The sequence below is a fragment of the Pseudomonas sp. W5-01 genome (assembly GCF_046540435.1).
GTDB lineage: Bacteria > Pseudomonadota > Gammaproteobacteria > Pseudomonadales > Pseudomonadaceae > Aquipseudomonas > Aquipseudomonas graminis_B.
Window position 1 is genome coordinate 196,099 of sequence record NZ_JAXCIP010000004.1, and the last position, 14,388, is coordinate 210,486.

Genomic DNA, 14,388 nt, shown 5'->3' on the forward strand with positions numbered 1-14,388 from the left:
CATTGCTATCGACCGACGCTATTGAAACCTGAGCCAATCTGCCCCATCTAAGGCTCATCTCCATTTATGCAGGTGCCCCATGAGCGACCAGCAATCCGACGCCAACCAGCCGCACCCGGACGACGATCACGAGCACGAAATCCTCGGCTCCGACAGCAAGCGCCTCGCCCTGCCCGGCCAGAACCTGCCGGATCAGGTGTACATCATTCCGATCCACAACCGTCCTTTCTTCCCCGCCCAAGTGCTGCCGGTCATCGTCAACGAAGAGCCCTGGGCCGAAACGCTGGAGCTGGTCAGCAAGTCTGATCACCACTCCCTGGCGCTGTTCTTCATGGACACCCCGCCCGACGATCCCCGTCATTTCGACACCAAGGCGTTGCCGGAGTACGGCACGCTGGTCAAGGTGCACCACGCCAGCCGTGAAAACGGCAAGCTGCAGTTCGTCGCCCAGGGCCTGAGCCGCGTGCGCATCAAGACCTGGCTCAAGCACCACCGCCCGCCGTTTCTGGTGGAGGTCGAATACCCCCATCAGCCCAACGAGCCGACCGACGAGGTCAAGGCCTACGGCATGGCGCTGATCAACGCGATCAAGGAGCTGCTGCCGCTCAACCCGCTGTACAGCGAAGAATTGAAGAACTACCTCAATCGCTTCAGCCCCAATGACCCGTCGCCGCTCACCGACTTCGCCGCTGCCCTGACCTCCGCCACAGGCGTCGAACTGCAGCAGGTGCTCGATTGCGTGCCCGTGCTCAAGCGCATGGAAAAAGTACTGCCGATGCTGCGCAAGGAAGTCGAAGTCGCGCGCCTGCAGAAAGAAATCTCCGCCGAAGTGAACCGCAAGATCGGCGAGCACCAGCGTGAGTTCTTCCTCAAGGAACAGCTCAAGGTCATTCAGCAGGAACTGGGGCTGACCAAGGACGACCGCAGCGCTGACATCGAACAGTTCGAAGAGCGTCTGGTGGGCAAGACCCTGCCGCCGCAGGCGCGCAAGCGCATCGACGAAGAGATCAACAAGCTGTCGGTGCTGGAAACCGGTTCGCCGGAATACGCCGTCACCCGTAATTACCTGGACTGGGCAAGCTCGGTGCCGTGGGGCGTGTTCGGTGACGACAAGCTCGACCTGAAACATGCGCGCAAGGTGCTCGATCAACACCACGCCGGCCTCGATGACATCAAGAGCCGCATCCTCGAGTTCCTCGCCGTCGGCGCCTACAAGGGTGAAATCTCCGGCTCCATCGTGCTGCTGGTCGGCCCGCCGGGCGTGGGTAAAACCAGCGTCGGCAAATCCATCGCAGAATCCCTGGGCCGTCCGTTCTACCGTTTCAGCGTTGGCGGCATGCGCGACGAGGCCGAGATCAAAGGCCACCGTCGCACGTACATCGGCGCCCAACCGGGCAAGCTGGTGCAGGCGCTGAAAGACGTGGAGGTCATGAACCCGGTCATCATGCTCGACGAAATCGACAAGATGGGCCAGAGCTTCCAGGGCGACCCGGCCTCGGCGCTGCTCGAGACCCTGGACCCGGAGCAGAACGTCGAATTCCTCGACCACTATCTGGACCTGCGTCTGGACCTCTCGAAGGTCCTGTTCATCTGCACCGCGAACACCCTGGACTCGATCCCCGGCCCGCTGCTGGACCGGATGGAAGTGATTCGGCTGTCCGGCTATATCACCGAAGAAAAGCTCGCCATTGCCAAGCGCCACCTGTGGCCCAAGCAACTGGCCAAGGCCGGCGTTTCGAAAAACAGCCTGATGATCAGCGACAGTGCATTGCGCGCGGTGATTGACGGGTACGCGCGGGAAGCCGGTGTGCGGCAGCTGGAAAAACAGTTGGGCAAACTGGTGCGCAAAGCGGTGGTCAAGCTGCTGGACAACCCGGACACCGTGGTCAAGATCGGCCCGAAAGAGCTGGAAGCCTCTTTGGGCATGGCCGTGTTCCGCAACGAGCAAGTGCTGTCAGGCACCGGCGTGATCACCGGCCTGGCCTGGACCAGCATGGGCGGCGCGACGCTGCCGATCGAAGCGACACGGATCCATACGCTCAACCGCGGCTTCAAGCTCACCGGCCAGCTGGGCGACGTGATGAAGGAATCTGCCGAAATCGCTTACAGCTACGTCAGCTCCAATCTGGCGAAGTTTGGCGGCGATAAGAGCTTCTTCGACGAAGCCTTCGTCCACTTGCACGTGCCGGAAGGTGCGACGCCGAAAGACGGGCCAAGTGCGGGCGTGACCATGGCCAGCGCGCTGCTGTCGCTGGCGCGTAACCAGGCGCCCAAAAAATGCGTGGCGATGACCGGCGAACTGACGCTGACCGGCCACGTACTGCCGATTGGCGGCGTGCGGGAGAAGGTCATTGCGGCGCGGCGGCAGAAGATCTACGAGCTGATTCTCCCGGAAGCCAACCGTGGCAACTTCGAAGAACTGCCGGATTACCTGAAAGAAGGCATCACCGCACACTTCGCTAAACGCTTTGCGGATGTGGCGAAGATATTGTTCTAAGACGGACCAGCATCACTTCCACAGGGGCGAATCGTGACCTGTGGAAGTCGGCCTCGCAGACAAGGAGTTCAACATGCTCGACTTCAACAACAAAGGCTTTTTCAAACTCAAGCAGAACAACGAATACGCTGAGCGTGTGGCCGCGCTGCTGCTTGAGGATGAAACCGTCATCGACGCCTACAAGTCGATGCGCGACGGCGTTGTCTTCACGACCAAGCGGATCATTTCCGTCAACGTGCAAGGCATTACCGGCAGCAAGAAGGACTTCACTTCATTGCCGTATAAAAACATCGTGGCCTACTCGGTGGAAACGTCCGGCACCTTCGACCTCGACTCGGAACTCGAGATCTACTTCTCCGCCCTGGGCAAAGTGAAGTTCGAATTCACCGGGAAGACCTCCATCGTCGAAATTTCCAGGTACATTTCCCAATTCGTTCTCTGAACCAACGCATTTGGCCCAGTCACCTGCGAACGTGGTTGAGGTGCAGGCTGAACCGAGCATCACGCGGCAGCGCATCAAAGGGGACTGATTTATTTACACGCTTCTCCGTAAATTAATCTGTCCCCGTCCAGGCACGCTTAAAACTACCCGATCTTCGGTTATCCTCACCCCAAACGTTGCCCACGACCGGAGCCTTCATGACCCCTGCCCGCCTGCTCGTCCCGCTCAGCCTCTCCCTCCTTGCCGCTTGCGCGGCGACACCGAAGCAGATCGTTTCCCTGGACGATCAGCAAGACTGCCCGCTCACCCTCAAAACCGGCCAGACCCTCATGCTGATGCTGCCCAGCAACCCCACCACCGGGTACCGCTGGCTGATGCAAAACCCCGCGCCGTCGATACTCGCCAGCCTCGGGCCGGAGGTGTTCAATGCCTCTAAAGATGTAGGCCTGGTGGGTGAAGGCGGTCAGTCGGTCTGGCGCTACCGAGCCGCCAATGCAGGCACGGGCCATCTGATGATGGTCTACCAGCAGCCGTGGGCGCCGGAAGTGGCGCCAGAACGCACCTTCGATTGCGTGATCACCGTGAACTGATCGAAAGGATCGTGATCGAAAGGGGACTGATTTATTTACACGCTTCTCCGTAAATAAATCTGTCCCCGTCCATGGTAAATAAATCTGTCCCCGTCCATGTATTTACCCGCGTCTCCGTAAATCAATCTGTCCCCGTCCATGCAAGTCGCCAAGCACTGGCGTAAGCCCCGTCATTCGGTCAGTAACTGCGCCGCATCGAAGCCCATGCGCAAGTTGCCCCAATGACGGCCGTCGAAGAAAAACGGCACGTCGATCTCGGTCATGATTTCCCCCGTGTCGCGCAGGTAGGTTTGCAACAGGAAGCGCTGTTGGTTACCCGCTGCACGCAGGCCGATGGGGTCAGCGAACATGCGCTTGTTCCGGCAGACCGGCAGGTCGACAGCCCGGTCACCCATAGGTTTTTTCGACACCCAGCTGTTATTCACCGGGCAGTAGCCCTTGGCGTCGACGATGAAGGTGACCTTGCCCCCCAGCGTGCCTTTGGTCAGCGCGTCGCACTCCTCCTGACAGATCTGGGCGAAGCGCTCGCTGTAGCTGGTCGTGTATTGCTTGGGGTCAGTCCCGGGAATCAGTTTGTAGTTCTGATCGAACAGGTTGACGCCCTCACGTTGCAACGCGGCCAGGCGTACCTGGAGCCGGTCGCGGCAGTGGCTGGCGCGGGTAATGCCAGCGTCCAGCGCGCCGTGCCCGAGGACGAACCGGCCCAGCAGCGCCTGGACCTTTTCCGCCACGCCCGACAGATCGCGGGTGGCGGTAGCGGAATGCTGCATGCGCTGGTCGATGGACTGGCTGTCCGCATGAATCTGGGTGACGCGGTTATTGATGCCGGTGTTGCTGTCGGCGAACTGCAAGATGTGCGAGGCGATGTCTTCCAACTTGATGTGAGTGGATTCGAAATCGCCGATCATGCTCTCGAAATGCCCTGACGCGCGCTCGACCACTTTCTGGGTCTCCCGGGCGCTATGGCTGATCTGGGTGGTCTGCTCGTGGGTCGAGCTCACTTCCAGCAGCATGGCGTCGATGTTCTGGGAAATGTCCTCGGTGGCGCGACTGACGTTCTGGGCCAGGGTCCGGACTTCGTCGGCAACCACCGCGAAACCACGGCCGCTCTCCCCCGCACGCGCCGCCTCGATCGCCGCGTTGAGCGCCAGAAGGTTGGTCTGGGAGGAAATCTGTTGAATCAATCCGACGATGGATTTGATGCTCGACGAGCGTTGGTTCAGCGCCGACACCAGCGTGCCGAACTCATTCAGGCTGGTGGAAATCTCACTGATGTTGCCGGTCACTTCCAGCAGCTCGGTGTAGGAGTCGCGGGCCATGCTGAGGTTCTGCGCGGTGGTCCCGGAAATGCCCTGGGTCTGCCGGGACACTTCGGCAATCCGCCCGACTGCGTCGTTGCTCTGCTCCATGACTTCCCTGGCGAAGCGCGCCTGATGGGTCGCGCTGTCGCTGGAATCGCTGATGTTTTTCAGCGAGCGCGCGGACTCCACGGCAATGTGCACGGTCAGCGCCTGAACGCTGCTGATGATCTCCCGCTGCTTGGCGAGAAACCGGTTGCAGGTGCTCGCCAGCACGCGAATTTCATCATGGGTCAACAGCGGCAAGTCCTTGGACAGGTCGCCCTCGCCATTGGCAATGCCTTCCAGCGCCAGCGTCATCTGGGTCACCGGCCGCACGATCAGGTGGCGGAAATACCAGACCATGAAACTGACCAGGCACAGGGTGAACAGCGTACTGCCCAGAATGGCGTTGCTCAGCACATCGAGTTTGCCTTCGATCATGCCTAGCGTCCCCGCCGGCAACTGCGCGCTGCGCAACTGAAGCAGAATGTCCGCGCGGATGCTCACGGCCACCCAGTACACCAGGGCGCTCACCATCACCATCAGGAAAAGGCTCGACAGCTTCTTGGTCAAAGAATCGAAAAACTGCCGCTCGACGGACTCGTACAACGCCTTGAACGCATGCATGCCACGGTTCCCTGTGTCTGGTAATGAAATGGGTTGCAACTAAGGTTCTTCGACTGAGGATGGGAAAGCTTTAATGCGGTGGGGTGAACATCGATAAATGACATTGATTCTCAATTATAACTTGCCGATACTTGAGAACCATCATCATTCGTTACATTCGCCGGAGCTTCGCCCGCCATGCGCCACTCGATCCCCTTTTGCCCAAAGGCCCTTTCGTTAATCGCACTGAGCGTGCTTAACACAGCGAATGCCGAAGACACAGCGCTCAGCCTGCCCGCCACCGACGTGACGTCAACGGCCACCTACGGTGACACCGGCGACCCGCTCGGTTATCAAGGCAAACCCGGCAGTACCACTACCCGGCTGGACCTGACCAAACAGCAAACGCCTCAAGGTATTACCAACATCAAGCGCGAGCAAATGGATGACTTCAAGCTCAACAGCATTCGCGACGTATTAACCAGTACCCCCGGCGTCAACGTGCAAAAAGTCGAAACTGACCGCACCTATTTCACCGCGCGCGGTTTCGACATCAACAACTTCCAGTACGACGGCACGGCCATGCCGATGACCAATGGGTTGCTGGTGGGCGACATTGACCTGGCGCCCTACGAACAGGTCGATATCGTTCACGGCGCCAACGGTTTGATGTCCGGATCCGGCAACCCTTCGGCCACGGTCAACTTCATCCGCAAACGCCCGACCTACGATCCCCAGGCGAAGATCGACGTGACTGCCGGTTCCTGGGACAAACGCCGGGTGGACATCGACGTTTCCGGGCCACTGACCGACTCAGGCAACGTGCGCGGACGCGTCATCTACGCCAACGAGAACGGCAACTCATACCTTGATCGCTACTCTCGCGAGAAGAACATCTTCAGCGGTCTGCTGGCATTCGACTTGAGCGACAGTGACACGCTGACCCTTGGTTACGAAGACCAGAAAACCAACGCCAATGGCTCAAGCTGGGGCGCACTGCCGTTGGTCGATGGCAATGGCAACGCCATCCATTACAGCAGCACCCATTCCAATATTTCCCAGCCGTGGGTGCATTGGGATGTTCACACGCAACGCGCGTTTGCCGAGTGGGAGCACACCTTCGCCAATGACTGGAAGTCGAAGCTGACCGTCGCCGGCGCCGAGCACCGCGAAGACACCGAGATGTTCTACATGTTGAGCTCCACCGACTCGCCGACCGGCTACAGCGGTCTGGGCTCCAAGTACAAAGACAAAAACCTCGAACTCAGTGGCGATTACTCCCTGAGCGGCCCCTTCATGCTGGGCGGTCGCGAACATCAACTCACGCTGGGGGCGAACGCTGCACGCCAGCGCAACCGCGAATCCTCGCAGTATGGCGACATACTCAACTACTCGCCTGTCACCCTTGAAGATGCGCTGCATGGCTACCTGCCGCGGCCGAATTACGTCGCTGCGTTACCCGCTGCGACCTCGAACTACACCGATCGCCAGAAGAGCGTTTACGCCGGCGCGCGTTTCAGCCTGACCGACGACCTGCATGTGATCACCGGTGCCCGCATGCTCAGCGCCGACAGCAATGGCGACAACTACGGCTCCGCGCGCAAGGTGCGCATTCACGGCAAAGTCACGCCGTACGCCGGCATCGTCTACGACCTGACCTCCGAATATGCGCTGTACGCCAGTTACACCGAAGTCTTCAATCCGCAGTATTACCTCGACGGCCAAGGCCGCGTGCTCGATCCGCTTGAAGGCAAAAGCTACGAAGCGGGCATCAAAGGCCAGTTGCTGGACAAGAAGCTCAACGTCAGCGCAGCGGTGTTCCATGCCAAGCAGGACAACGTGCCGGGCAGCTCGGTGTATGACGCCAGCCTCGGCGGCTACGTGTACGAGGCGATGTCCTACGACAGCAGCGGCCTGGAGCTGGAAGCGTCCGGCGAAATGGTACCCGGCCTGCAAATCAACGGCGGGTACACCTACGTCTATATCACCGACGACAACGACAGCCGTGCGCGCAAATTCATCCCGCGCCACGCCCTGACGTCGTCCATGACCTACCAGTTGCCAATGGCACCGAAGGTCAAGGTCGGCGGCAGCCTGAGCTGGCAGAGCAAGACCCAGAACGACGACGCACCGGCCGCCCGGCAGGACGCCTACGCGCTCATCGGCCTGATGACCCGCTATGACATCGATCAGCACTGGAGCACCCAGTTCAACCTCAACAACCTCACCAACGAGAAATACCAACAGAGCCTGCGCTACAACCAAAGCAACTTCGGTGATCCACGCAACTTCACCGCATCGGTAAGCTGGACATACTGATAACACGGCTTGCGTCTCAGCCGCCCAGGTGCAACCGGGGCGGCTTTTGCCGTTGAGGGGCAAACGTCGGCACACGAACGATGAGATGAGGTTCCAGCCGAGGGACGGAATTGGCTAAAATGCCGCACTTTTCGCCTTGTCCCCCGGAATCGCCGTGAGCCCAGAACCCGACCGCCTATTCGCCCAGCCGCTGCCCCAGGTGCCCGACTTCGCTTTCAACGAAGACGTCGTGCGGGTGTTCCCGGACATGATCAAGCGCTCGGTACCGGGCTACCCGACCATCGTCGAAAACCTCGGCGTGCTCGCGGCGCAGTTCGCCCAGCCCCACAGCGTGCTCTACGACCTGGGCAGCTCACTGGGCGCCGTCACTCAGGCGTTGCGCCGGCATGTGCGGACCGAGGATTGCCGGGTGATTGCCATCGACAACTCGTCGGCCATGGTCGAGCGCTGCCGGGAGTACCTGAACGCTCAGGACTCGATGTACCAGGAGCTGCTGCCGGTGGAGGTCATCGAAGGCGATATCTTGAATCTAGCGTTTGAGCCGGCTTCGGTGGTCGCCCTGAACTTCACCCTGCAGTTCATCGCCCCCGAACAACGCCTCGCCCTGTTGACTCGCATTCGCCAGTCGCTGCTGCCCGGCGGCGCGCTGATCCTGTCGGAGAAGCTGCGCTTTGATGACACCGAAGAGCACGCGCTGCTCAGCGATCTGCACGTCGCCTTCAAGCGCGCCAACGGTTACAGCGAGCTGGAGATCGCGCAGAAACGCAGCGCGATCGAAAATGTGATGAAGCCCGACAGCCTTGAGCAGCACCGCGAACGCTTGCTGGCCGCCGGTTTCAGTAAAGTCGTGCCCTGGTTCCAGTGCCTTAATTTCGCCTCGTTGATTGCCCTGCCATGATTGATCTCGCTCCCCTGGTCCGCCGTCTGGCGGGCACGCCACTGTATGCCTGGGCCCAAGGCCTGCAGGCGCAACTCGACGCGAAGATGGAAAAGGGTCACGGCGACCTCGAACGCTGGCAAGGCGCCCTGAATGCCTTGCCTGATCTGACGCCAAGCCGCATCGAGCTCAAGGACGATTTTATCCTCGACGCCGACTGCGACGATGCCACCCGCGAGCAGACCCGTGCTGCGCTGATGGGCCTGTCGCCGTGGCGCAAAGGCCCTTTTGATGTGTTCGGCGTGCACGTCGACACCGAATGGCGCTCGGACTGGAAATGGTCGCGGGTGTCGCCGCACCTTGATCTGAGAGGCAAGCGCGTTCTGGATGTGGGCTGCGGCAACGGCTATTACCAGTGGCGCATGCTGGGGGCCGGGGCCGACAGCGTGATCGGCGTTGACCCGAACTGGCTGTTCTTCTGCCAGTTCCAGGCCATGCAGCGCTACCTGCCGAACCTGCCGGCATGGCACCTGCCGTTCACCCTGGAAGATCTACCCGCGCGGCTGGAAGGCTTCGACACGGTGTTCTCCATGGGCGTGCTCTATCACCGCAAATCCCCCATCGATCACCTGCTGGCACTCAAGGATTGCCTGGTCAAAGGCGGCGAGCTGGTGCTGGAAACCATGGTGGTGGAAGGCGACGCGAATCAGGTGCTGGTGCCGGAAGACCGCTACTCACAGATGCGCAACGTGTGGTTTCTGCCATCAGTCCCCGCGCTGGAACTGTGGCTGCGCCGCGCGGGCTTTGTGGATGTGCGCTGCGTCGACGTCAGCACCACCACGGTAGAGGAACAGCGCGGCACCGACTGGATGCGCTTTCAATCGTTGAGCGACTTTCTCGATCCCGCTGATCACAGCAAGACCGTGGAAGGACTGCCTGCACCGCGGCGTGCGGTGATCGTTGGGCGCAAGCCGTAAACCCACAACGGCGCCATCGCGCGCGCTCGTGGAGCATGACAACACCGCAGCTGTCATTGCGGACAAATCACCCGTGGGAGCGAGCTTGCTCGCGAAGGCGATGGTGGTCGTCCCTTCAGATCACTGGCGGTGAGAAGAACTCGCCGCTGCCAGAATCAACGCCTTCATCTCCGATACCGCGGACTTGAAGCCGACAAACAGGGCATGGGCCACCAGCGCATGGCCGATGTTCAGTTCGTTGATGCCCTTGATCGCCGCGATCGCTTCAACGTTGTGATAGTGCAAACCATGACCGGCATTGACGATCAGGCCCTGGGCCAGACCAAAAGCAACGCCATCGGCAACGCGCTTGAGCTCTTCGGCGACGGCCGCCGGGGTTTCGGCATCGGCATAACGGCCCGTGTGCAGCTCGATGGCCGGCGCGCCAACCCGGGCCGACGCGGCAATCTGGCGCTCATCGGCGTCGATGAACAGCGACACTTCGCTGCCGATGGCAGACAACCGCTCCACCGCCGCCTTGATGCGCGCTTCCTGACCGGCGACATCCAGCCCGCCCTCCGTGGTCAGTTCCTGACGGGTTTCCGGCACCAGGCAGATGTGCGCCGGCCGAATGCGCTCGGCGAACGCCATCATCGCTTCGGTGACGCCCATCTCGAAATTCATGCGCGTTTGCAGCACGTCTTTGAGCAGCAATACATCGCGTTCCTGAATGTGCCGACGGTCCTCACGCAAATGCACGGTGATGCCGTCGGCACCCGCTTCCTCGGCATCCAGCGCGGCCTTGACCGGATCGGGATAGCGCGTCCCGCGGGCCTGGCGCAGGGTAGCAACGTGGTCGATGTTCACGCCGAGCAGAATGCGAGTGCTGTGGGTCACGGGGTTCTCCTGATTACTGTGGCGGTGCCAGCCAGTAGTGGCTGATTGCGCAAGCGAGGAAGGATTTTCTAGGTTTGCGCCGCTGGACGCTAGAGTTTGCGAAACAATTCACGGCTGACCAGCGGCCGCCCACCCAGATGCACGGCGAGGGCCTGGCGCATCAGACGCTTGGCCGCCGACAGCGCGCCCGGCGAAGTCCAGTCCGCTTCAGACATCGCCTGCAATTCGGCGCCCTGAAACAATCCCGGCTGAAACAGATACACCCGCTCAAGGCCTGCGTCCACCTGAAGCCGGTACAGGCCGTCGCTGGCCAGGGGATCACCGTTGACGTCTGCATCCAGCGCAAAGCCGTAACCGAGATCGTCCAGCAGCCGCCATTCGAACGAGCGCAGCAACGGTTCCAGCGCGCGCCCTTCGGCCAGGGCCACAAGGGTCGCAGCGTAATGCTCGAACACGCCCGGGTGCGGGTCTTCGGCGGGCAACAGACGAATCAGCAATTCATTGAGATAGAGACCGCTGAACAGCGCCTCGCCTTCCAGCCACGTAGCGACGCCGACGCCTTCCATGCGCCCCACGTTCTTCAGCTCGCCCCGGCCGCGAAACTCCACTTCGAGCGGCACGAACGGACGCGCCATCGTCCCCGCCTTTCCCCGAGCGCTGCGCAACACCGCACGCAAGCGACCCTGCGGGGTGATGAAATCGACCAGTGCGCTGTTTTCGCGGTATGCACGGCTGTGCAACACATAAGCGAGCTGACCGACGGGAGGGGTCTGTGACATGGCTATCTCGATGAAAGAACGCGGCCGGACGGGCAATCTGAAACGACTGTGGGAGTGAGGTTGCCTGCGAACAGGCGATCCCAGTCAACATCAAATGCTGAATGTCACATCCTCTTCGCGAGCAAGCTCGCTCCCACACGTGTTCGGCACAACCAGACTGCTTAGATTACAAGTCGCCGTAACCCAGCGAACGCAACGCGCGCTCGTCATCGGACCAGCCGCCTTTGACCTTGACCCACAGATTGAGCATGACCTTGGAATCGAACAACACTTCCATGTCACGACGCGCATCCGAGCCAATGCGCTTGATGCGCTCGCCCTTGTCGCCAATGATGATTTTCTTCTGCCCGTCGCGCTCGACCAGAATGAGCGCGTGAATATGCAGCGTCTTGCCCTGCTGCTTGAATTGCTCGATCTCGACGGTGATCTGGTACGGCAGCTCGGCGCCAAGCTGACGCATGATCTTCTCGCGCACCAGTTCCGCTGCGAGAAAACGGCTGCTGCGGTCGGTGATCTGATCTTCCGGGAAGAAGTGCTCATTCTCCGGCAACTGATCGGCAATGACCTTCTCCAGCGCTTCCAGGTTATGCCCCTGCTGCGCCGAGATCGGGATGATCTGGGCGTTCGGCAGTTGCTCCTGCAGCCAGGACAAATGCGGCATCAGCGCGCTCTTGTCTTCGATGCGATCGGTCTTGTTCAGCGCCACGATCAACGGGCCGGTCACGTACTGCACGCGCTCGAGAACCATCTGGTCCTCTTCGGTCCACTTGGTGCGGTCGACCACGAAAATCACCACATCGACGTCTTTCAACGCTGCCGAGGCGGTCTTGTTCATGTAGCGGTTAAGCGCTTTGTCGCTGTTTTTGTGCATGCCGGGGGTATCGACATAGACCGCCTGCACGGCGCCTTCAGTCTTGATGCCAAGCATGTTGTGCCGGGTCGTCTGCGGTTTGCGCGACGTGATTGCCAGTTTCTGGCCGAGGATGTGGTTCAGCAGCGTCGACTTGCCCACGTTTGGCCGGCCAACAATGGCAACATAGCCACAGCGTGTTGCAGGTGAATCAGTCATTGCCATTCTCCACACCCAGGGCGATAAGGGCTGCGGCCGCTGCTACCTGTTCGGCAATGCGACGGCTTACGCCTTGTCCCCGGCTTTTTTCATTCAATAAAGAGATCTCGCATTCGACGAAGAAGATTCGGCAATGCGGCTCGCCCTGGATATCCACCACTTCATAGCGTGGCAGATCGCAGGCGCGTGACTGAAGGAATTCCTGCAGCCGTGTTTTCGGGTCTTTGTTGGTGTCGACCAGGGTCAGGGTTTCGAACTCGCTGGCCAGCCAGGCGAGCACGCGCTCCCTTGCCATGTCCATCCCGGCGTCGAGGTAGATCGCACCGATCAGGGCTTCCAGTGCGTCAGCCAGAATCGACTCACGGCGAAAGCCGCCGCTCTTCAACTCACCCGAGCCCAGGCGCAGGTATTCGCCCAGATCGAAACCGCGAGCCAGAAGCGCAAGGGTCTCGCCTTTCACCAGACGGGCGCGCAGACGGGACAACTGACCTTCACGCGCCTGGGGGAAACGCTCGAACAGCGCTTCGCCGGCGACGAAGTTGAGAATGGCATCACCGAGGAATTCCAGACGCTCGTTGTTGCGTCCGGCAAAGCTGCGGTGGGTCAGCGCCAGGATCATCAGCTCCTGATCCTTGAAGGTATAGCCGAGCTGACGCTCCAGGCGACTCAATGAAACGCTCACGGTTTACCCACGCTGAATTCGTGGTCGAACTTGACCACCAGATCGATGTTCTGGATCAGTGACTCACGTTTTTCGTAGTTCAAATGAGCGAGGAACCTGTTGTTCTCCGTCGTCACAGTTAACGCCTTGTTCAAATCCAAATCCCGAATGTTATTAACCTGCATACCTTTGGCCACATAGCCGTAAAGGTCACCGGCGTTGGTGATGTCTGCCGTGCGATCAGTGCCGGCACTTTCGATGATTTTCTTCATAGACAGGTAGTCCATGTAATGCGGCACGATCTTGGCGGCGGTGCTTCCGGCGAAGGCCAGAATCGCCAGCAACACCAGCCAGCCGATGAAAGAGAGGCCTTTTTGCGGACCGGCAGACGTCATGATTGTTTTCAAGAGTAGCCCTTCCCTGTCACCTGCGAGATCGGCCACGCAACATGGCCCTGAATGACATACGGCGCTGCCAATGGCAGCGCCGCATCGGTTACTTGATCAGACCGACTCGCGAGAAGTTCGGAAAGTGGCTGAGCTTGGGTTCAGGCCAGCTCATCCAGACCGCGAAGGCCTTGCCGACGATATTCTTGTCGGGGACCATGCCCAGCTCGTCCTTGGGAATGTTGGGATCATCCCAGTAACGGCTGTCATTCGAATTGTCGCGGTTGTCGCCCATCATGAAGTAGTGCGCGGCCGGAACGGTCCATTCATGATCAGGCGGCGCGCGGTAGCGGCTCATTTCCTGACGGATCTGGTGTTCCACTTCGCCCAGCTTCTCGTTGTAAAGCTCTGCGCTGCCCAGCGTGCCCGGCTCCGAACCGATCAACTGCTTGGCCACCAACTGACCGTTGATGAACAACTGCTTGTCGTTGGTGTAGCGAATCACATCACCTGGCAAGCCGATGACCCGCTTGATGTAATTGACGTTGGGATCGCTTGGGTAGCGGAACACCATCACGTCGCCACGCTGCGGGTCTCCAACCGGGATGACCTTGAGGTCGATCACCGGCAGGCGAATGCCGTACGAGAACTTGTTGACCAGGATGAAATCGCCCACGTCCAGCGTCGGCTTCATCGAGCCCGACGGGATCTGGAACGGCTCAACCAGAAACGAGCGCAGGACCAGAACGATGAACAACACCGGAAAGAACGATTTGCCGTATTCGACCAGAAACGGCTCCTTGTTCAACCGCTCCACGACCGCGACATCAGGCTGGCTCACGCTGCCCTGATAGTTCGCTATCGCGTTACGGCGACGCGGCGCCAATATGACCAGATCGAACAGGGCCAGCAAACCGCAGACAAACACGGCGACGACCAGCAACAGCGGGAAATTTAGTGACATAGGGC

At 60.1% G+C, this 14,388-nt stretch carries 13 protein-coding genes; 6 read left to right on the top strand and 7 right to left on the bottom strand.

Annotated features, from left to right (window positions below):
• Positions 1-79 precede the first annotated feature (79 nt).
• The 3 genes from lon (at position 80) to SLW75_RS14435 (ending at position 3,529) form a co-directional block, all read left to right on the top strand.
• Positions 80-2,497 carry an endopeptidase La gene (gene lon / locus SLW75_RS14425; RefSeq protein WP_410934780.1) on the top strand — a complete coding sequence of 806 codons (2,418 nt, stop codon included), beginning with the start codon at positions 80-82 and terminating at the stop codon, positions 2,495-2,497.
• A 73-nt stretch (positions 2,498-2,570) separates the two neighbouring features.
• Positions 2,571-2,939: a PH domain-containing protein gene (locus tag SLW75_RS14430; RefSeq protein WP_065992476.1), complete on the top strand. Its 369-nt coding sequence runs from the start codon at positions 2,571-2,573 to the stop codon at positions 2,937-2,939.
• 197 nt (positions 2,940-3,136) lie between these two features.
• On the top strand, positions 3,137-3,529 hold the full coding sequence (locus SLW75_RS14435; RefSeq protein WP_065992474.1) for a protease inhibitor I42 family protein: 393 nt from the start codon (positions 3,137-3,139) through the stop codon (positions 3,527-3,529).
• A gap of 170 nt (positions 3,530-3,699) precedes the next feature.
• Here SLW75_RS14435 and SLW75_RS14440 read toward each other — a convergent pair whose 3' ends face one another.
• Positions 3,700-5,496, bottom strand: a complete 1,797-nt coding sequence (locus SLW75_RS14440; RefSeq protein ID WP_410934781.1) for a methyl-accepting chemotaxis protein — start codon at positions 5,494-5,496, stop codon at positions 3,700-3,702.
• Between the two features lie 177 nt (positions 5,497-5,673).
• On the opposite strand from SLW75_RS14440, the gene SLW75_RS14445 reads away from it, so the two are divergent.
• The 3 genes from SLW75_RS14445 (at position 5,674) to cmoB (ending at position 9,648) form a co-directional block, all read left to right on the top strand.
• A complete protein-coding gene (locus SLW75_RS14445; protein WP_410934782.1) occupies positions 5,674-7,794 on the top strand; it encodes a TonB-dependent siderophore receptor in 2,121 nt (706 codons plus the stop codon).
• A gap of 154 nt (positions 7,795-7,948) precedes the next feature.
• A complete protein-coding gene (gene cmoA, locus SLW75_RS14450) occupies positions 7,949-8,692 on the top strand; it encodes a carboxy-S-adenosyl-L-methionine synthase CmoA (protein WP_410928549.1) in 744 nt (247 codons plus the stop codon).
• Positions 8,689-9,648: a tRNA 5-methoxyuridine(34)/uridine 5-oxyacetic acid(34) synthase CmoB gene (cmoB, locus tag SLW75_RS14455; RefSeq protein WP_369318394.1), complete on the top strand. Its 960-nt coding sequence runs from the start codon at positions 8,689-8,691 to the stop codon at positions 9,646-9,648. Before cmoA ends, cmoB begins: the two co-directional genes overlap by 4 nt.
• 120 nt (positions 9,649-9,768) lie before the next feature.
• On the opposite strand, the gene pdxJ is transcribed toward cmoB, so the two are convergent.
• The 6 genes from pdxJ to lepB all read right to left on the bottom strand — a co-directional run bounded on the left by pdxJ (position 9,769) and on the right by lepB (position 14,383).
• Positions 9,769-10,524: a pyridoxine 5'-phosphate synthase gene (pdxJ, locus tag SLW75_RS14460; protein WP_192135214.1), complete on the bottom strand. Its 756-nt coding sequence runs from the start codon at positions 10,522-10,524 to the stop codon at positions 9,769-9,771.
• Positions 10,525-10,613: 89 nt separating this feature from the next.
• Positions 10,614-11,303 (bottom strand): DNA repair protein RecO, encoded by a 690-nt coding sequence (gene recO, locus SLW75_RS14465; protein WP_065992457.1) that lies wholly within the window; start codon positions 11,301-11,303, stop codon positions 10,614-10,616.
• 166 nt (positions 11,304-11,469) lie between these two features.
• Positions 11,470-12,372 carry a GTPase Era gene (gene era / locus SLW75_RS14470; protein WP_065992456.1) on the bottom strand — a complete coding sequence of 301 codons (903 nt, stop codon included), beginning with the start codon at positions 12,370-12,372 and terminating at the stop codon, positions 11,470-11,472.
• On the bottom strand, positions 12,365-13,054 hold the full coding sequence (gene rnc / locus SLW75_RS14475; protein ID WP_065992454.1) for a ribonuclease III: 690 nt from the start codon (positions 13,052-13,054) through the stop codon (positions 12,365-12,367). The genes era and rnc overlap by 8 nt, the downstream gene beginning before the upstream one ends.
• Positions 13,051-13,428: a DUF4845 domain-containing protein gene (locus SLW75_RS14480; RefSeq protein WP_410934957.1), complete on the bottom strand. Its 378-nt coding sequence runs from the start codon at positions 13,426-13,428 to the stop codon at positions 13,051-13,053. Before SLW75_RS14480 ends, rnc begins: the two co-directional genes overlap by 4 nt.
• A 100-nt stretch (positions 13,429-13,528) precedes the next feature.
• On the bottom strand, positions 13,529-14,383 hold the full coding sequence (gene lepB / locus SLW75_RS14485; protein ID WP_065992450.1) for a signal peptidase I: 855 nt from the start codon (positions 14,381-14,383) through the stop codon (positions 13,529-13,531).
• Positions 14,384-14,388: the final 5 nt, after the last annotated feature.